Source organism: Lujinxingia vulgaris (assembly GCF_007997005.1).
In the GTDB taxonomy this organism is placed as follows: Bacteria; Myxococcota_A; Bradymonadia; order Bradymonadales; family Bradymonadaceae; genus Lujinxingia.
The window spans coordinates 41,249-58,187 of sequence record NZ_VOSL01000043.1 but is presented as its reverse complement, the minus strand read 5'-3'; the positions used below and the strand labels follow the sequence as shown (position 1 = coordinate 58,187).

The following is a 16,939-nucleotide window of genomic DNA, read 5'->3' as shown; positions in this document are numbered from 1 at the left end:
CAAGGGGGAGAAATTTTGACAGGGGGGAGGAGGGCCTCAACAATCGCGCCGGAAGTCGGGACGTCCTTTTGACCAAGCGATATCATGCGCAGAGAGCTCATTCTAGCCGCGGCCACCCTGGGAGGGATCTTGCTGGCGATGCCCGCGATGGGCGGCACGCCGGTGCGTCCCGCCGACGAGGCCGCAGGTGCCGACGCCGCGCCAGACACGGCGGCCGATGAGGCTAAGCACGGGGTCTCCGGTGGGCAGGGTGTGCAGGATACCCGAGAGGTTGAGGCATCGCCTGAAGACGCATCACCCGGTGAGGACCGGGCGTGGACGGTGGCGGTGCTCTCGGACTTTAACGGCGCCTACGGCTCGACGGAGTACGGCGATGAGGTGCATCGGGCGGTGGCCTGGCTCAGCGAAGACGTACGCCCCGATGTGGTGATCAGCCCGGGGGATATGGTCGCCGGGCAGCGAGGAGGGCTCGACCACCGGGCGATGTGGGCGTCCTTTCACGAGGTCGTGACGCGCCCGCTTGCCCGCGCGGGCATCCCCTTTGCCATCTCGCCAGGCAACCACGACGCCTCCGGTTCGCCGGCGTTCTGGGAGGAGCGCGTGCATTTTGCCCGCGAGTGGCAGGATCGCGCCCCGGCGGTGGAGATGGTCGAGACGAGCGGCTTTCCTTTCTATTACGCGTTTAAGGTGGGGCCGGCGCTTTTTGTGGCGCTGGATGCGACGACGGTCGGACCGATCGATGAGGCGCAGCGCCTGTGGTTGGAGGCGGTACTTAAGGCGCACTCGGAGCTGCCCACGAAGATCGTGTTCGGGCATCTTCCGCTGCACCCGGTGGCGCAGAGCAAAGAGGACGAGACGCTGGCCGACGAGGCGCTGGAGGCGTTGCTTTTGCGCCACGAGGTCGATCTCTATGTGGCCGGGCATCATCATGCGTATTACCCCGGAAAGCGCGGGGAGCTGGGGCTTTTGCACAGCGCGTGCATCGGGGCGGGGCCGCGCAAACTTCTGGGCGAGGAGCGGGTGAGCGACCGCTCGGTGGCGCTGGTGCGTTACGGGGCCGAGGGGCTGCGCTCGGTAGAGGCGTACCGCGGGGAGGGTTTTGAGGAGGTGGTGCCCCGCGAGGAGTTGCCGCGCTCGGTGGGAGAGGGGCGTCGCAAAATCTGGCGTGACGATGTGCAGCCGGACGAGGCCGAGGGGCAGGCGGAGCGCCGGGTCTGGGGTGGCTTAGAAGGCGGCGCCTAAGAGCAGGTAGAGATCGGTGATGCCCTCGGGGCCAAGCCCGCGGGCGTAGCCCAGGCGCAGGCTGTTGCTGAGGTAGTAGCCCAGGATGGCATCGACCTGCAGCTCGGCGCCGATGCCTGTGAGAACATCTGCGTCGGCCAGGTAGCCGTTGTAGGCGGTGCCGGTGTCGACAAAGAGCTGGCCTTTGAGTTGACGAAAGAAGAGGGGAAGGGTGGAGAAGCCGCGATCGAGATCGAGGATCGGGAAGCGGTACTCCAGCTTCGCGAGCTGGTACTGCTGGCCGCGTTGCACCCCGGGAGCAAAGCCGCGGATGGGGTAGCCGACCCGTGGCTCCTGGAAGACCACCGCGCTCAAGATCTCCTGGGGGCTCAACCCGCCGATGGCGTACTGGCGCTGGGGGCCGCTGGCGCTGCGGGTGAGCGCGCCGCGAAGTTGCAGCGCGAAGACGTGTCGGTCGATGAGCGGGTTGGGGTGAAAGGCGCTCAGCGCGTAGCCAAAGGTCAGCGCGTTGTACTGGTGGCCCAGCGCCGGGTGCTGCACCCCCACCGAGGCGCTCATCGAGATGCCGCGTTCGGCCGAGATGGAGCGCGCATAACGAAAAAGTCGGCTGTAGGAGAGCCCGAACGAGAGCTCGTTAAACCAGCCCAGAAGGGGCTCGCGGGGGCGGATGTCGCCGGGCTCCGGGGTCACCCGGGGCCTCTCTTTGAAGGTGGTGTATTCGGCGCGGTAGTTGGTCGTAAAACTTACCCGCTCCGAGAGGATACGCAGCGGAAACGAGAGCCCGAGCTGGCCGATGTATTGGCGCTCCAAAAAGGGCACATAGCGGCTCTCGGCGATGAGTGAGCGGGCGCGCGGGTAGTCCGAAAACCGCCCGAGCAGGGTGAGGTTAAAGGGGAGCCCCCCGTAGCGGTAGACAAAGCCCAGGTTGGCGCCTGGATCTTCAAAGCCCTCGGCCGTGGTCACGCCTCCGCTGAGCGTGTAGCTGTGAAGCTCCAGCGGATCATAGCCCTCGAGGGTGGCGCCCAGGCCCGCGCCGGCGCGCAGCACGCCCGCATCCGGCAGAAGAGTCAGCGGCGCCATCCAACGCGCGGCCCGGTAGGGTCTGGGCTGAAGATCGAGCTCGGGCTCCGGGTAGGCGATCGGCGGGCGCGGGCGCACGCTCTGCGCCGGCTCGTGTTGGCGAGTGTGAGGGTGTGCCAGGCGCGCGATCTCAAAGCCGCGCGCGGTGTACAGGCTCACGTAGATGAAGTCGCCGTCCGGGGTGACCACCGGCGAAAACGCGCCGGTGATGACGTTGCTGACCTGCCAGCGCTCCAGCGTCTCAAGGTCCAGCGCGAAGATGTTGAACACCCCGCCGGTGTCCGCCGCGTAGTAGAGGTGGCCGTCGGGGCCGAGGTGCGGATCGAGCTCATGGGCGGCGGTGTCGGTGAGCTGTCTCAGCGCGCCGTCGCTCAAGTTCACCTCCCAGAGGTCGCGCTGGCGCAGGTCGAGGCGCCACCAGCTGAAGATGATCGTGTTGCCCCCGGGGCCGAAGATCGGCCGCGAGATCTGCTGCCAGTGCGCGTCATCCTCGGGAGGATGCTGCAGGCCGGAGACGAGCACGCGCTCCTGTGAGGGCGCATCGAGCGGACGCACCACAAGCTCCATGGTGCCGCGGCGGTTGCGCACATGGGCCACAAGCGTGCCATCGGGTGAGACCGCCGGCTCGCGGGCGCGGTCGCCCCGGGTGAGGCGGCGGGTCTGGCCGCTTCGGGCGTCGTAGGCAAAAAGATCCTGGAAGGTGTAGACGCCCTCAAAGCTATCGGAGCGCGAGTAGATGAGCGTGTGGCCGTCGGGCGTCCAGGCCGAGGGGCCGGCGGCGCCTTCGGCCTCGCGAAGCGAGCGGGGCTTAAGCCCCCCGGCGCGTACGCCGGCGAAGACCGGGTGGGCGGACTCCGCCGCGGCGTAATACGTGATCTCCGGCCGATCGCCGGGGCGCAACGTCGGGTACTGATGGCGACCGCCCCCGCGGGTCACAAGGTCGGTGGGGCTGACGCCCTGCGCGCGCGTCAGCGCCTGGCGCGCCCAGGCTTTGGCCTGAGCCTCGGCCATAAAGCCCGCCCAGAGCTCGTCAAACCCTTCGCCGCTGATCTCGCGCGCGCTGCGGTTGAGCGCGTAGGGGATGACGCGTTTGCCGTAGAGGTGGTTAAAATCCCGGATGAATGACTCGCCATGACGTCGCGCGATGTACTCGGCAAAAAAGCCGCCGTAGAGGTAGGCGGCGCTGCCCGAGGGCCAGGCCACCGGCAGGCCCGTGGACTGTCCCAGGGTAAAGAGCTCGTCTTCGAGCGCCGCGGTGCGCAGCCACATCGAGAAGAGCGGGCTGTCGACGCGACCTGTGCCCGCGCGCGTCGTCTCAAAGTAGGTGGCGATGCCCTCGGTGTACCAGCGGGGCAAGATGGCGTTGGGGTGAAACTGTTTGCCGAAGATGCGGTTGACCCACTGCGAGAGCCCCGGGTTGGTGTCGATGTGCAGGGTGTGTACGTACTCGTGGTAGGCGAGCACGCGCAGCCAGTCGTCGAAGTAGCCGAGCACGCTGTCGGCCTCCGGGGGCATCCCGTAGATCGTAATGAAGTTGCGCCCGAACGCCCGCGCAAAGCCGTTGGCCGAGTCGATGCGGTCGGTCACCACCACGTGGGTGCGATGGCGAGGCGTCCAGTCGAGCGTCGGCGCCAGGATCAGGTGCGCCTCTTCAAAGGCCACCGCGGCGCGGCGCGCCAGCGCCTCGGTCTGATCGTCGTAATGGATGTAAAAGTGCGGCGTGGTCAGCGTGAAGTAGTCACGTTCCGGATCGTCGAGGGCGTGCGCGCTCGGCGAAGCAAAGGTCGCCACACTCGCCCCGATGAGGATGGCGAGCATCCACAGTCGGAGCATCACTGCCAGAAGGTGTCGAGTGCGCCCGGGCGCATGGGAAGGGCGTAAGAGCATAGCCCGGAGGTTGTAGCAGCGCGCCCGGCGCGTTGAAAGCATACCGCGCGCTACCAGTAGGTCACCCGCTCATCGACCGGCGCTGGTGAAGGTGCCACGGCGGGCGCGGCACCCGGGGTGGGTTGGTAGCGCTGCAAGCGGCTCTCCAGAAGCTCCGCCAATGCCAGCGCGTCGTCGACATAAGCTTTGAGAAGATCGGCGTCGAGCACCCGCTTTTTATGCTCGATGAGGAGCGTGCCGTTAAAGATCGTCAGGTTGCCGGTTTTCAGGCTCGTCTTCAGCAGCTTCTCGCGCACCTCGTCATCGGCAAAGAGCCGCTTCATCGCGGCGTCGGGCTCCAGGTGCATATGCAGCTCATCGTCAAAGCGGTTGGGTGAGAGTGCGTTTAAGAAGCTCGGGACGTTACTTTTATGCAGAGTTTCGGGCTTTTTCTTGTGGATGCGCCCGAAGTGATGCCAGGCCGGGCTTAGCCCGACGTTCACGCCGACGAAGTAAGCGTGGATGGTCCTCGACGCGTTGTGGGTCCGAACCGTCTCGCTTTCATGGCGCGCCACGATCTGGAGATCCATGCCCTGGTAGGTTCCTTCGAGCCGGTAGTTTTTCAGCGAGTCGCCGCTCAGCTTGAGTCCCATCGCATCCGCTGCGTTGGTCCAGGCGGACTTTGCCATATGCTCGATGATCATCGCGAAGAGGGCGACGACGGCGCACATCAGCAAAATGAAAAGGATCAAAAAGACCTGAATGCCGTTCAGGCCGAAGGTTTCTGAAAAGACGTCTAACATCGGGAGCGCTCCGGGCGTTGGCGAGAGTCAACGAAGCTGACACATAGCCGGGGCGCAGCGCAACGCGCATGTCGTGCTCCGATCGGCGCGGGGCTCTACCTCTCGATGCGATGGGCGTTGGGCGCTCCAGAACAACGAGGGAGAGAACGACACGGCGGAGCGCCTGCGTCATGCGTCACTGGCTGCCGATCCAGCCCTCGGGGCGAATTGTCACAAAGAAGCTCGCGCTGCCCCCCGGGGCGATTTCGTCTGCGGGAAGCTCCCAGCCCAGCAGCGCTTCCTGCATGCAGTGCAGCGCCTCATCGGAGGGGTGATCGGGGCCGGTCTCATTGCTCAGCGTCAGATCCAGGGTCGAGGGGCGCACCGGGCCCTCGGCCGGGGTGGTGGGCCACCCCATCTGCACCTCGGCCACGACCAGGTCCAGGGGAAGTTGCGAGCGAAGCTGCCCGGCGCAGGCGCTCAGCGCGCCGGCCTGGCGGGCCAGCGCGGCGGGCAGGGAACTCTCAGCGTCGGTGGCGCTCCCCTGCCAGCGGAAGCCTTCGATGAGCACATCGGCGGTCTGGCCGGGGCGGGGTTCGGTGGCCACGAGCTCAAAGCCCAGGCGGTAGCTCAGCGTGTAGACCGGGCCCTCAGGCAGGCTCAAGTCGGGCTCTGCGGGGAGCTCGAAGGTGAGGTTCCAGAGTTTTTTGAGCATGCAGCGCGCGTCGTCGGCGGGCATCTCTTTGGGCGTGCCGCGAACGGCCAGAGGGTGACCTTCGTCGGAGACCCGTAGCTCGACGAGCATCGCCGGTTCCGGGCGGTAGGAGCGCGGGTTGAGGCAGTCGCTCATCGCTTTGAGATCGCCGGAAAGTTGGCGCTCCAGGCGGTCGGAAGCAAGGGGAAGGCTCGTGACCAGCGCGTCGACGCGCGGGCGCCAGCGCCAGGGGATCACGGCCACGTCGGGCGATGGGCTGCCGGCGGTGGATTGCGCCATCAGACTGCCCTGAGGAGTCGATGCGGGAATCGGCTCCACCAGGCCCTCGGCGCCTGTGCAGACGCGCTCCCCCTCGGCGACCCCCTGTGCCTCGCAGTTCTCGGTGCAGGTAAAGCAGCGCAGCGCATCGGGGTCATTGGTGGCGCCGTCGGCGGCGCTGGCCCGGGCCTCGTCGGGAGGCGCGTCCGGTGTGGTCTGGGCCTGGGCGTGGCTGACGCCGGCGAGCAAGATCCAGGTCAGGGCGATGATCATCCAGCCGATTAAGCGTCGTGTCTCCTGCGGTCCGGGCCCCTCGGGTTCTTCGAGCATTGCGCACCTCGCCATCGCTTGTGTCGCGTCACGGGATCGGTGCAGCGACCGTCCCCCCCAATCTTCGAGATCACCTCATCGGGGCCCCGCTCGCCGGCGACTGGCGCCGGCGAGCCGCGATACCCCCATGACTCTCCGACTAAATGTAATCACAGCGACGCGGCATCCGAACTCCGCGAAAGGAAGGCTCCCGGGTGTGCGCGTTCGAACAACGCTTAGCGCGGTCGTTCAGGGCGCGTCAGCGCACCACGTGGATCGTCAAAAACTCCAGGTTTGTCGCGGTGATGCGCGCCTTCTCGTCGGTGTAGCGGTGCACCAGATCTTGAGCCTGGCTGATGCGTCGCACGTAGGTCGTGGGGGGAGCCTGATCGGAGCGAAATCGCACCGTGGCCTGCTGGTTGGCAAGCGCCCGTTCCAGCCGAAAGCCCGCGCCTTCATACATCTGCGTCATGGAGCGGGTCAGGTCGAGGACCTCTTCGCTCTGCGCCTGCGTGCAGAGCGTTGTGGGCGGGGAAGGCATCACACAGGGCGAGCGGTGCAGCGCCGCGGCGGCGAAGTCTGAGGGGCGCGCTCCCAGCATCGACCACCAGGTCTGGGCGCTGGCTTGCAGCGCGGGCGTTGAGAGGCTCTGCAGACTTCCGCGGACGCGGGCGCGCACGCGCGCCTGCTCGTCTCGTCCGGGCTGCGCGGCGATGAATCGCTCAAAAAGAGCGCGCACCTTCGCCTCGATCGCGGCGGCGTCGGGGGCGCTGACCCGACCGCCGGCGTCGACCCGCAGCGTGGGCACAAGGCAGCCCAGGCGCTCGACGCGCCCGGGGAAAAGCTGCGGATCGATCACCGGTTCAAAGAGCGCGTCGTCGCGCTGCGGGCGAAGCGTCAGTCCGCGGGCGTCGGTCTCGATCTCAAAGACGATCTCGCAGACGCGAAGATGATCCTCGCCATCGCCGCCTTCCACCTGCGTCTCCACGAAGCGTCGCACCTCCAGACGCTCCACGCCCTGCCAGGCGTCCAGCCAGCCGGGTGGCGAAGGGGAGGGCGCCTGGGCTGCGACTGGCGCGCCGAAGAGCAGAGACATGAGAAGTAGCAGCGCAGTCCTACCCGATGTGAAAAACGACTTCATACGTAGCTTTGAACGAGGGTTTCCGGCCATGACCAGGCGCGGTGCTCAGGGCTCGGGTTGAGGGAGGGGAACGGGCATCGCGTAGAAGCCATCGCCGACGCAATTCTCGGTGCAATCGAGGCCTTCGAAGATGATCGGCGGGCCCAACGAACTCCACACGATATGCGCCGCGAACCATACCGCGCCGTAGCCGATAACCTCGCGCTGGTCCTCGTAAATCACGGTGTCGCCGCGTCGTACACGCAGGGTCGCGGTGAGGCGGTCAATCCCCTCGTAGTTGAAGCTGTGCACACCCACGTAGGTGATGGTGTCCGCCTCAATGTACGTGTGCTCCACGCGCTCAGGCCCCGGCATGCGGAATGTGCTCGCGCGTTGGTGAACCTCCACGTCGGTGCCTGCGATCGTCCAGGTGTCGCTCGTGTTCTGGTCGTTGATGCAGAGCTCGGTGCGGATGCTCTGCTCAAACTCCGCGGCGCCCTGCAAGCAGTAGTGGAGGTCGATATCCAGGTTCGGATCGCCCTCGGACCACTCGGCGTTTTCCCAGGTCACTTCAATCGCATAGAGGTCGTCGTCGACGGGCTCATCTGCGTCAGGCTGATCGGCATCCGGTTCGTCCGCGTCGGGATCGTCGACATCGGCATCTTCGGCGTCCGGTTCGTCCGCGTCAGGCTGATTGGCGTCGGGTTCGTCCGCGTCGAGATCGTCAACATCGCGATCGTCGACATCCGGCGCATCGGCATCGAGAGCATCCGCATCCGGCGTGTCGGCATCCTCCGACGCGTCGGGATCTTCGGCATCGGCCTCACTGCCGGGGTCCGGGGTGCAAAAGCCGGCGTAGCAGACCTCGCCAGCGAAGCAGTTGATCGCTTCGGTGCAGGCGCGGCTGGCCTCGCCGTCGGAGCACGCCGCGAGGCTAAAGGTGGCGCTCAGAACAAGGGGTAGCGAGATGGCGAGGCGACGCATGAGGGCTCCGGCTCAACATGGGCATCGCCGACCAACGCGGCAGACCCGGGGTTCATTCACAGGGGACGCAGAGCCTTACCAGAGGGCGTTTTGCCGTGCCAGCCTCACCACGGCTGCCCCCGTACGTTAAGGCATCACCCAGGTGCCTGGATAGGCCGGCGCGGCCTTGAGAAAACACGCCACGGGCTGGTCGCGATCGCCGGCGAGCAGGGCCCAGGTGGGGTCGGCCGCAAGATCGTCGAAGGTGGCCGGGTGGGCGTCGGGGCGGATCACCGCCGCGTTGATGTTCTCCTGCTGGGCCACGCCGCGTAAAATCGGCTGGTCGCGCGCGAGCTCGTAGAGCGAGGTGGCGGTCTCGGTGCTCAGGTCACGCGCGTCGGCGTAGAGGATGGGCTCAATGCGCTCGGGTCGCCACAGCGCATAGGCCAGATAGCCGGCCAGGGAGGGATCGTTGAAGACGCGCAGCTCTTTGCCGGCGCGGCGCAACAACTCGCCGCAGGCCAGCGGGGTGTCGTCGGGCACCACCCCGCGCATCGGGATGGCCTGACGCGCGTCAGCGTGAACGCGGGTGGTCAAGTCGGCGTGCCAGGGCAGCGCGGGCTGGGTGAGCACGGCGGCAGCGAGCAGCAGCACCGAGGTGAGCAACGCCAGGGTGGGGCGGCGAAGCTCTGGCCTGGCAGCTGGCGAGATCGCGGGCGCCAGCAAGAGCACCAACGCCAGATGCTGCAGCGGCATCATCGCCGGCATCATGCTCGCCCACAGCGTGAGCAGGAAGGCGGGCAGGGCCTGTGCGGCCGCTGCGGCCAGGGGCATCTGTGTGGCGCGGGCGTAGCGCGCCCAAAGCGCCAGCCCCACCGCCCCGGTGCTCAGCGACAGGGTCACGCTGAGCGGCCCGGGCAGATAGGTAGGCAGCGCGGGACTTTTAGTAAGATGCGCCAGCACCCCAAAGCCCAGCGGGCTTGCCAGCGGCGCCAGAAGTGCGCCGGCAAAAGCGAGGGCTGCGCCGAGCTTCGCTCCGGTTTTCCAGGCGTAGGCACCCACCGCCAGCGCGGTGGCCATCATCACCAGCGCTGCGGGAAGCGAGAGGTTGACCAACGCGAAGGCGCTCGCGCTCACCACGATCGTAGCGAGCAGGCCGGGGCGCTCGCGGGTCAACGCGCGTGTGGCGGCGATAAGCCCCGCGCATGCGATCGGTAGCGCCAGAGATTCGGGCCCCACCGCCGAGAAGAAGACCGCCGCCGGCACCCCCAGCCACGCCACGTTGAGCAACGACGCGGGGCGTGGGCTGCGTTCGGCTGCGGCCCACCCCACCATCGCTACCGCCAGCGCCACCAACGCGCTGCGCGTGACCATCGCGGCCTCAATGCCCCCTAAGTCCACCAGCCGAAAGATCGCCACGCTGGCCAGCCAGCTGGTATCCAGCCAGCCGGTGCCCTCGGGGGCCGTGAATACCAAGAGCTCCTGGTCGGGGATGCGTCCGTAAGCCGAAATCAACCGCCCGTAGGCCACCCGCCACCACGTGGCGTCCTGGCGCATCAGGCTCAATCCCAGCAGCGCCAGAGTCAGCGCCGCGGGCATAAGCGCCGCGGCCAACTTGATGCGGGCGGGCGCCTGGCGAGGGGTCGTGCTCATGGGGTGTCCGTACTGCTCAGGAAGATCGTTAGAAGCGCGCGCGCAGCGAGCTTGCGCCGGCTTTCAGCGCGATCACAGGTGTAAACGCCGCGATCACAATGCCCAGCGCCGCAATCGCCCACAGCCCGAAGCTCAGTGAGCCGAAGCGTTCGGGCTGGGTGATCGTCATCGAGGGATAGAACCACATCCCCAGCAGCATCAAGGTCAAAAAGATGCATGAGATCATAAAAATCACCGCCCCGAAGCTCGACGCGATCTTGGCGGCGTTCGGGTTATGAAACTGCGGGTAGAGCGCGCCCATCCCCACCGCCACCGCCGCGCAGATCACGGTGATGACAAGGATCTGAATCCCGCTCAACAGGCAGGTCAGAAAGGGCGTCCCCACCAGAAGGTTCGACGACCAGATCAGGAGCTGTCCGATGATCACAATCGGCGCCAGGCTCCCCAGCCACTTGCCCACCAGAAAACGCTCCAGCGAGATGGGCGCCTGCAAGATCAGCCAGAAGCTGCGCCCCTCCACGCTGACCGCCGGAAAGAGAAAACGCCCGCAGAGCGTCACCGTCACAAAGCTGCACGCCGCCAGGTTGAAAAACGACAGCCCCACATCACCCAGCAGCGCCTCGTTGGCGGCGATCTCAAAGTATTTAAAGTTCACCAGGTAGATGATGATGATCGCCACAACAATCAAAAGCTGCGACCACTGGCTGGCATCGCGCATAAAGACGGCCTGGTCCTTATGGACCAGGGCTTTTAACGAGGAGAGCGGCTGCTCGCCAAGCGCGCGCAGCTTCGCCATGCGCTCATGGTAGTCGCCGCCAGCCCGACGGGAGCGCTCCACCGCCCAGTTGCGCGCGATCGTCATCAGACCGCCCCCGTGCCGCCCCTCCTGGGTTTTGGTGTAACCTCGAAAATAGAGCGGGCGGTGCAGCCAGGCCGAGATGAAGTAGAGCGCCAGGGGCGTGAGCGCCAGAAAGGTCGCCGACCACATCCACTGCCCGCGCGTGCCAAAAAGCATCGGCGCGAGCATGTTGATCACCCAATCGCTCGGTAGATACGAGGTCGTCGGCACCGAGAGCAGCCTCATCAACTCGCCAATGGAGTCAAAACTCTCCGGGTTGAGCAGGCGTTCGGGCTGCACCGAGCGGATCACCACAAAGAGCGTCGCAAAACCCACCAGCCCGAAAAAGAGTGCCGCGTCTCGGGTGCGGTTGGCCGCCAGGATGTTTGTCACCAGCAGCGCCAGGATCGACGCCAGCCCGGTAGGGATCGCGACAAAGGGGATCAGCACCAGCACCAGGTAGGGGTAAAAACTCCAATGCGCCCCCATCCCGTAGCCAATCGCCGAGAAGAGCGGCACGCCAAAGAGGATGATCACCCAGCTCGACTGCAGCATCGCCTCCAGAAAACGCGAGGTGAACATCGCGTCTTTGGGGATAGGCTGGGCCATCAAAAACTCAAGATCGTCGGCCAGATAAAACGAGCTGAACGAGGTGACGATGTTGCTGAAGACCAGCAGCCCGAAGAAGACCAGCAGCGTGATCGCCAGCAGGCGCTGCACCAGAAGTTCGCCCACCGGCTCCAGCATCAAGGACTGGGTGACGATGAAATGACCGGAGCGAAAGAGCGCCGCGGCAAACATCAGGCTTAAGACCGCAAAGAAAGGACCGCGCAGCCGGCCCTCATCGGAGCGCAGCGTGCCGCGCACCATGCGCAGTTTGATGCCGATAAGATCGAGGATCACGGGCGCTCTCCCGGCTCATGGCCAAAGCGTTCGGCGACGGCCTGGTCGCGCTCGGCCTGCGACTCTTCGGTGATGCGTAGAAAGACCTGCTCCAGGTTGCCGTCGGTCTGGCCCGACTCCAGTCGAAGTTCGCCCAGCGAGCCGCGCGCCACGATGCGACCGTGGTTGATGATCACGATGCGGTCGCAGACCTCCTCGGCCACCTCCAGGGTGTGGGTCGAGAGCAGGATCGACATCTTCTTGTCGGCCACAAGCTCCCGAAAGAGGCTCTTGATGAGGCGATGGCCGCGCGGGTCGAGCCCAACCATCGGCTCGTCGACCACCAGCACCGAGGGCTCGGGGAGCAGCGCGCCGCAGAAGACCAGGCGCTGCTTCATCCCGTGCGAAAAACTCTCAATGAGGCTGTCGGCCCACTCTTTGAGCCCGAAAAGGGTGAGCAGCTCTTCGATGCGCGCGGCCACATGGTTGGCCTTCATCTTGTAGAGCCCGCCAATAAAACGCAGGTACTCCAGCGTGGTGAGCTTGTCGTAGACGTAGGGGCGATCCGGGATAAAGCCGGTGACGCGCCGCGCATCGACCGGCGCGCGGCCCAGATCGTGGCCGTCGATGATCACCTCGCCACGATCCGGGGCGATAAGGCCCGTGATCATGCGCAGCGTGGTGGTCTTTCCCGCACCGTTGGGCCCGAGCACCCCGAACACCTCGCCACGGGGCACATCCAGGTCGATATGATCGACAGCGGTGAAGTCGCCGTACTTCTTGTGCAGCCCGCGCACGCGCACGATCACGTCGTCTGGCGAGCTTTCGGGGAGGGGCGATGATGCCACAGGGTCGGTGCTCATAATGCTCTCGTGAAGAAGTCGCACTCGGGGTCAGATCGAAACAGCGTCAAATGAAAGTGGGGTCAAATCGAAACACAAAGCACTCAGCCACCGGCGACCTGCGCCTTCTCAAAGAGATCGAAGATGCGCGGGGTCTCGAGCGTGGGACTCAGGAAGAGCTGCAGGTGGTCGGCGCCGAGTTTGCCCGCGCGCAGCGGATCGATCTCGTAGCGGGTCCCGTCCTGGCGGATGGCCACAAGCCAGATGCGCGGCCCCAGAAAGCCCTCCGTGCCGAAGTTGAGCCCGTGGGCCAGGCGCACGTCGTGGCCGGCGTGACGGGCGGCCAGATGCACCGCGGCCAGGCAGCCCTGCGGCCGGGTCGCTGGCAGCGCGCCGTCGGCGGCCAGCAGCGCTGCCTGAAGATCCTCAAGTGAGGACGCGGCGTTTGCCCCGTCGCCCGGCTCCGGCCAGCGCACCGGGCGCTCATCATCGCGCAGCGTGCAGAGCGCAGCGAGCGCCTGGCGGCGCTGCTCCGTATCGTCGGTGGCAAGCGCCCGGGCCATCGCCTCCATGGCGGCGGGGAGCTTCTCAGGCAGCGCCACCTCCGGCGCTTCGCTCCACGCCTCGCCAGCCCAATGCGGGTTTAAGGGCCCGACCTGAATCACGAACTCCTCGTCGGTCTCCAGCATCACCCGCTGGCGGGGCGACTCCAGGGCCAGCCCGCTGCGATCATCGAGGCCCTGCAGGCCAACTTCTCGCAGGTTGAGCTCCGAGACATCCTCGGCGCCGGTGAGCGCCTCGATCTGACCGCCACCCAGGTAGCTGGCCATCGTGAGCAGGTCGCCGGCGCTGACCCCTTTCAGAAAGTCCGGGCGCTCTCGGGGCGCTGCCTCATAAGCCTCTTCGGCACGTCGGAAGTACGTGCTCGCCAGCGCCTCGGGCAGCCGGCTGCCGCGGATACGGAAGGGAAAGCCCTGCTGCACCACCTCGCCACGCCCATCCACCAGCACATCGAGGTACTGCGAGCCAATCGCCTGCACAAACCGGTGCACCTCCACCTCCTCGCCAAAGTGACGAATGGTCTCCTCGCCCACATAGCGCAGCGAGAGGTCGGTGGGGGCGAGCGTCATCGGATCGATGAAGTCTTGCGCATAGGTCGCGCCCGGCTCAAGCTCGCCGCTGGCCATCAGCCGTGGAATGGCGTGGCCGACGAGCTCCGGCGGGGCGTCCAGCGGGATCGTAAAGCGCTCCTGCTCCCCATCGAGGTAGAGCGTCACGTCAAAGGCCTCCCCGGTGTAGTTCGCCAGCGCCCGCAGGTGCATGCCAAAGGCCTCGACCTCGCCAGAGGCCGAGCGCAGGCGAAGATCGTCGTCAAGTGAGACCTTCGAGTCGAGGTGCACTCCCTGAACCTGGCCCATAATCGCGAAGGTCGCGTAGGCGCTCGTCTCCACCAGCCAGCCCTCGACCAGACGCGTGCGCTCTTCGCGGATCACACCCCGGTCTTCCTCCCCCTGCTGCAGCGTGATGAAGGTGACGCCTTCTTCCAGGTCGAAGGTGCCTGAGCCCATCGCTCGGGCTTCCTCGGAGGCACTCAGCGCAAAGACCGCCGAAGCCGCCAGCCAGGCGACGACGACCACGCCACCAATGATGTCAAAGGTTCGCAAGACTGCACTCCGGGCGGGAGAAAGAGAGGGCGCGCATCGACGCAACGAAGTGTAGACCATCGCCCGAAGTGCGCCAACCGCGGCACCCACGCCACCCCTGGCAGCGTCACCACCCTCGCGCGGGGGGTTGATCACGGGGGCTGCGCGGGGCATCATCGCGTTGGAGCCCCCTCAACTGCAGCCCCCGACGCAAGGCCAGCGCGCATGTCGAAGAGCGACACGACCCACTTTCATTTTGATTTTGGCGGCATCACCCTGGAGCTCAGCGGCGAACGCGAGTTTGTGGAGAAGATGTACAAACAGGTGATGCGCGATGTGGCCGAGGCGCGAAGCGGGGCGCATAACGCCGCCCGTGGCTCCTCTGCCGGGAAGGGCGGCACGCAGGGCAACCCCGCCAAACGTCGCTCGGTCTGGGTGCACCGCTGCAGCGATCTGATGCGCAAGATCTACATGGCCACGCCCGCCGACGTGAGCTCGTCGGTCCTGGGGCAGGCCATCGACTCTGAGCCCATCGGCGTGATCTACATCGATAAAAAAACGTTTAACGGCATCTTCCCCGAGATGGACGGCGGACAGACGATGTGGGCCGAGTTCACCGCCGCCGGCAAGGCCAAGCTCGCTGAGGCTACGCGCCCGGCGATGAAGGCGCTCTCTCCCGACGTGCTCAAGAAGTCACCCGGCCAGCCCTGATCCCCCCGTCACACGCGAACTTCGGGCGTCATTCGTCCGGCCAGTTGTAGACGCGGCAGGCGTTCGCGAACGTGGCCTCGGCCAGCTCATCGAGGGCGATGTTACGCGCCTCGGCGATCACCTCGGCGGTGTGGCGCACATAGCCCGGCTGATTGCTCTTGCCCCGGTAGGGCACCGGCGCCAGGTAGGGCGAGTCGGTCTCGATCAGCAGACGATCCAGGGGGACGTTTTTGGCCACGTCGAGCAGGTTGCGTGCGCTCTTAAAGGTCACAATCCCCGAGAATGAGACGTAGAAGTCGCGCTCCAGCACCTCGTCGGCCATCTTCTGCGAGCCGGTGAAACAGTGCAGGATACCGCCGGTGGTGTCGGTCTCGCGCAGGAGGCGCACGGTATCGTCCTCGGCGTCGCGGCTGTGGATGACGATGGGTTTTTCAACCTCGTTGGCCAGCTCCAGAAAGCGCCGGAAGACGTCGATCTGCACCTCGCGCGGCGCCTTGTCGTAATAATAGTCCAGCCCGCTCTCGCCGATGGCGACAACTTCAGGAAGACGCGCAAACTCGGTGGCGATGGTCTCAAAGACCTCGTCGGTGCACATCGCCGCGTCGTGCGGGTGGATGCCCGCGGTGCAGCGAATGAAGTCGTAGCGCCGCGCAATCTCCAGCGCGCGGACGTTCGAGCCAAGCCCGCGGCTCGCCCCGATGGAGACGACTCGCTCCAGACCGAGCTCGCGACCGCTGGCGAGCACCTCGTCGAGGTTCTCGAAGATCGCCGGGAAGTCCAGGTGGGCGTGGGTATCGAAAAGTCTGGGCGTCGTCATAGGAAGTCTCACAGAAAAAGTTCAGGGCGCGCCGTCAACGTCCGCATCGGTGCGTGCGTGTCGCGGGGCGATGGGTTCGGGAGCGCGGCCGAGCGCAAGCCCGGCGCGCGCAAGGTCGCGAAGTTCAGGATCGGCGTGGCTCTGAGCGATCTCGCGCAGCGTGTTGGCGGCAGCCTCTCCACCGAAGTCGGCCAGGGCTAAAACGGCCGTGTCGGCGTGATAATCCGAGGAGCGTGCCAGCTCCAGCAGGTGATCGAGGTGCGCGTCGAGGTGTTTGACGCCGACCAGGCGCAGCGCGTAGCCGCGCACGTCGTTGCGACGCGAGTCGAGAGACGCCGCAAGATGCTCGTCGCCGCGCCCATCGCCGAGCTCCATGAGGGCTGCGGCCGCGTCGAGCTTGAGCAGCGGGTGGGCAAACCAACGTGAAATCACAGCATGCAACGCGTCGCGGGCGGCCTGGCCATCGAGCATCGCCAGCGCGCGGGAGGCCTGGGCGACCCAGGCTTCATCACGAAGCATGGAGGTGAGCTCGTCGACCACCGCGCTCCGGCTGGCCTCGGGCAATGCCTCCGGGCTGAGCTCGCAGGCATCGACCAGCTCGGCCACGGCCACCGCCAGCGCCTTTCGCGCCGCACCGCGCGCGCCTTGCCAGCTTTGCAAGAGCGCCGGCAACATCTCGGCGCGCCTCAACTCCACGGCGATCTGCGCGGCGCTGGCCGCGAGCTCGGCGTCCGGGTCGGAGAGCAACGCTTCGAGCTTCTCGCCAATCGTCGGGTGCTCGGGCGCCACGCGGTAGAGGGTCAGAAGCGCCTGAAATCGCACGTCGGCGCGCGCGTCCCCCAGGAGCTCGGCAGCCACCTCCGCGCTCCGGTCGACCTGCGGGGTAAATCGCAGCGCGGCGAGTGCAGCCACCGCTGCGCGCGAGCTCTGCCAGTCCAGCGCGCCATCCGGCAGCGCCAGCGAAACAAGAGTTTGGGGAGGCGGTGCCTGACCCCGGGCGAGGGACAAGAGCGCCTCGACGACCTCGTCGTTCATCAACGCACCCAGCCCGCGCGCCGCGTCCTGGCGCACGGGCGGGTAGGGATCATCGAGGCAGACCAGAAGGAGCGCGCGCCGCTCGGCCGGCGAGTCCTGCTCCTGCTCCAGAATGCGCAGAAGCTCGCGGTGGCGAGCCTCTGAGTTGGCGATATGGGCCAGTGTGGGCGTCAAAGCGCCTCC

Annotated in this window: 13 protein-coding genes; 2 read left to right on the top strand and 11 right to left on the bottom strand. The window is 66.3% G+C overall.

What is annotated here, in order from left to right:
• Positions 1 to 84 precede the first annotated feature (84 nt).
• Entirely contained in the window at positions 85 to 1,242 is a 1,158-nt protein-coding gene (locus FRC96_RS08770) for a metallophosphoesterase family protein (RefSeq protein ID WP_146974122.1), read from the top strand.
• Here the strand turns inward: FRC96_RS08770 and FRC96_RS08765 are convergent.
• From FRC96_RS08765 to FRC96_RS08725, 9 genes are all read right to left on the bottom strand, one after another.
• A complete protein-coding gene (locus tag FRC96_RS08765) occupies positions 1,225 to 4,155 on the bottom strand; it encodes a hypothetical protein (protein WP_230470040.1) in 2,931 nt (976 codons plus the stop codon). The two genes, FRC96_RS08770 and FRC96_RS08765, sit on opposite strands and share 18 nt — an antisense overlap.
• 104 nt (positions 4,156 to 4,259) lie before the next feature.
• Positions 4,260 to 4,991 carry a hypothetical protein gene (locus tag FRC96_RS08760; RefSeq protein WP_146974120.1) on the bottom strand — a complete coding sequence of 244 codons (732 nt, stop codon included), beginning with the start codon at positions 4,989 to 4,991 and terminating at the stop codon, positions 4,260 to 4,262.
• A 175-nt stretch (positions 4,992 to 5,166) separates the two neighbouring features.
• A complete protein-coding gene (locus FRC96_RS08755) occupies positions 5,167 to 6,273 on the bottom strand; it encodes a hypothetical protein (RefSeq protein ID WP_146974119.1) in 1,107 nt (368 codons plus the stop codon).
• A 238-nt stretch (positions 6,274 to 6,511) separates the two neighbouring features.
• Positions 6,512 to 7,348: a hypothetical protein gene (locus tag FRC96_RS08750; protein ID WP_146974118.1), complete on the bottom strand. Its 837-nt coding sequence runs from the start codon at positions 7,346 to 7,348 to the stop codon at positions 6,512 to 6,514.
• A gap of 90 nt (positions 7,349 to 7,438) precedes the next feature.
• On the bottom strand, positions 7,439 to 8,356 hold the full coding sequence (locus FRC96_RS08745) for a hypothetical protein (protein ID WP_146974117.1): 918 nt from the start codon (positions 8,354 to 8,356) through the stop codon (positions 7,439 to 7,441).
• Between the two features lie 126 nt (positions 8,357 to 8,482).
• Positions 8,483 to 9,988 carry a hypothetical protein gene (locus tag FRC96_RS08740; protein ID WP_146974116.1) on the bottom strand — a complete coding sequence of 502 codons (1,506 nt, stop codon included), beginning with the start codon at positions 9,986 to 9,988 and terminating at the stop codon, positions 8,483 to 8,485.
• Positions 9,989 to 10,016: 28 nt separating this feature from the next.
• The gene (locus FRC96_RS08735) at positions 10,017 to 11,729 is read right to left on the bottom strand and encodes a putative ABC transporter permease subunit (RefSeq protein WP_146974115.1); all 1,713 of its coding nucleotides are present in this window, start codon (positions 11,727 to 11,729) and stop codon (positions 10,017 to 10,019) included.
• The gene (locus FRC96_RS08730; protein ID WP_230470039.1) at positions 11,726 to 12,571 is read right to left on the bottom strand and encodes an ABC transporter ATP-binding protein; all 846 of its coding nucleotides are present in this window, start codon (positions 12,569 to 12,571) and stop codon (positions 11,726 to 11,728) included. The genes FRC96_RS08735 and FRC96_RS08730 overlap by 4 nt, the downstream gene beginning before the upstream one ends.
• Positions 12,572 to 12,654: 83 nt before the next feature.
• Entirely contained in the window at positions 12,655 to 14,214 is a 1,560-nt protein-coding gene (locus FRC96_RS08725; RefSeq protein WP_146974114.1) for a hypothetical protein, read from the bottom strand.
• A 204-nt stretch (positions 14,215 to 14,418) separates the two neighbouring features.
• On the opposite strand from FRC96_RS08725, the gene FRC96_RS08720 reads away from it, so the two are divergent.
• Positions 14,419 to 14,904: a hypothetical protein gene (locus FRC96_RS08720; protein WP_146974113.1), complete on the top strand. Its 486-nt coding sequence runs from the start codon at positions 14,419 to 14,421 to the stop codon at positions 14,902 to 14,904.
• 28 nt (positions 14,905 to 14,932) lie between these two features.
• On the opposite strand, the gene FRC96_RS08715 is transcribed toward FRC96_RS08720, so the two are convergent.
• Both FRC96_RS08715 and FRC96_RS08710 read right to left on the bottom strand, forming a co-directional pair.
• On the bottom strand, positions 14,933 to 15,721 hold the full coding sequence (locus tag FRC96_RS08715) for a TatD family hydrolase (RefSeq protein ID WP_146974112.1): 789 nt from the start codon (positions 15,719 to 15,721) through the stop codon (positions 14,933 to 14,935).
• Positions 15,722 to 15,742: 21 nt separating this feature from the next.
• The gene (locus FRC96_RS08710) at positions 15,743 to 16,930 is read right to left on the bottom strand and encodes a hypothetical protein (RefSeq protein WP_146974111.1); all 1,188 of its coding nucleotides are present in this window, start codon (positions 16,928 to 16,930) and stop codon (positions 15,743 to 15,745) included.
• Between the last annotated feature and the right edge of the window lie 9 nt (positions 16,931 to 16,939).

What these genes read in the sequence shown, in the direction of transcription:
- FRC96_RS08715 (WP_146974112.1), bottom strand. Translation starts at nt 15,721, where the DNA reads ATGACGACGCCCAGACTTTTCGATACCCACGCCCACCTGGACTTCCCG.
- FRC96_RS08745 (WP_146974117.1), bottom strand. Translation starts at nt 8,356, where the DNA reads ATGCGTCGCCTCGCCATCTCGCTACCCCTTGTTCTGAGCGCCACCTTT.
- FRC96_RS08750 (WP_146974118.1), bottom strand. Translation starts at nt 7,348, where the DNA reads ATGTCTCTGCTCTTCGGCGCGCCAGTCGCAGCCCAGGCGCCCTCCCCT.
- FRC96_RS08760 (WP_146974120.1), bottom strand. Translation starts at nt 4,991, where the DNA reads ATGTTAGACGTCTTTTCAGAAACCTTCGGCCTGAACGGCATTCAGGTC.
- FRC96_RS08755 (WP_146974119.1), bottom strand. Translation starts at nt 6,273, where the DNA reads ATGCTCGAAGAACCCGAGGGGCCCGGACCGCAGGAGACACGACGCTTA.
- FRC96_RS08730 (WP_230470039.1), bottom strand. Translation starts at nt 12,571, where the DNA reads ATGAGCACCGACCCTGTGGCATCATCGCCCCTCCCCGAAAGCTCGCCA.
- FRC96_RS08770 (WP_146974122.1), top strand. Translation starts at nt 85, where the DNA reads ATGCGCAGAGAGCTCATTCTAGCCGCGGCCACCCTGGGAGGGATCTTG.
- FRC96_RS08765 (WP_230470040.1), bottom strand. Translation starts at nt 4,155, where the DNA reads ATGCTCCGACTGTGGATGCTCGCCATCCTCATCGGGGCGAGTGTGGCG.
- FRC96_RS08740 (WP_146974116.1), bottom strand. Translation starts at nt 9,988, where the DNA reads ATGAGCACGACCCCTCGCCAGGCGCCCGCCCGCATCAAGTTGGCCGCG.
- FRC96_RS08720 (WP_146974113.1), top strand. Translation starts at nt 14,419, where the DNA reads ATGTCGAAGAGCGACACGACCCACTTTCATTTTGATTTTGGCGGCATC.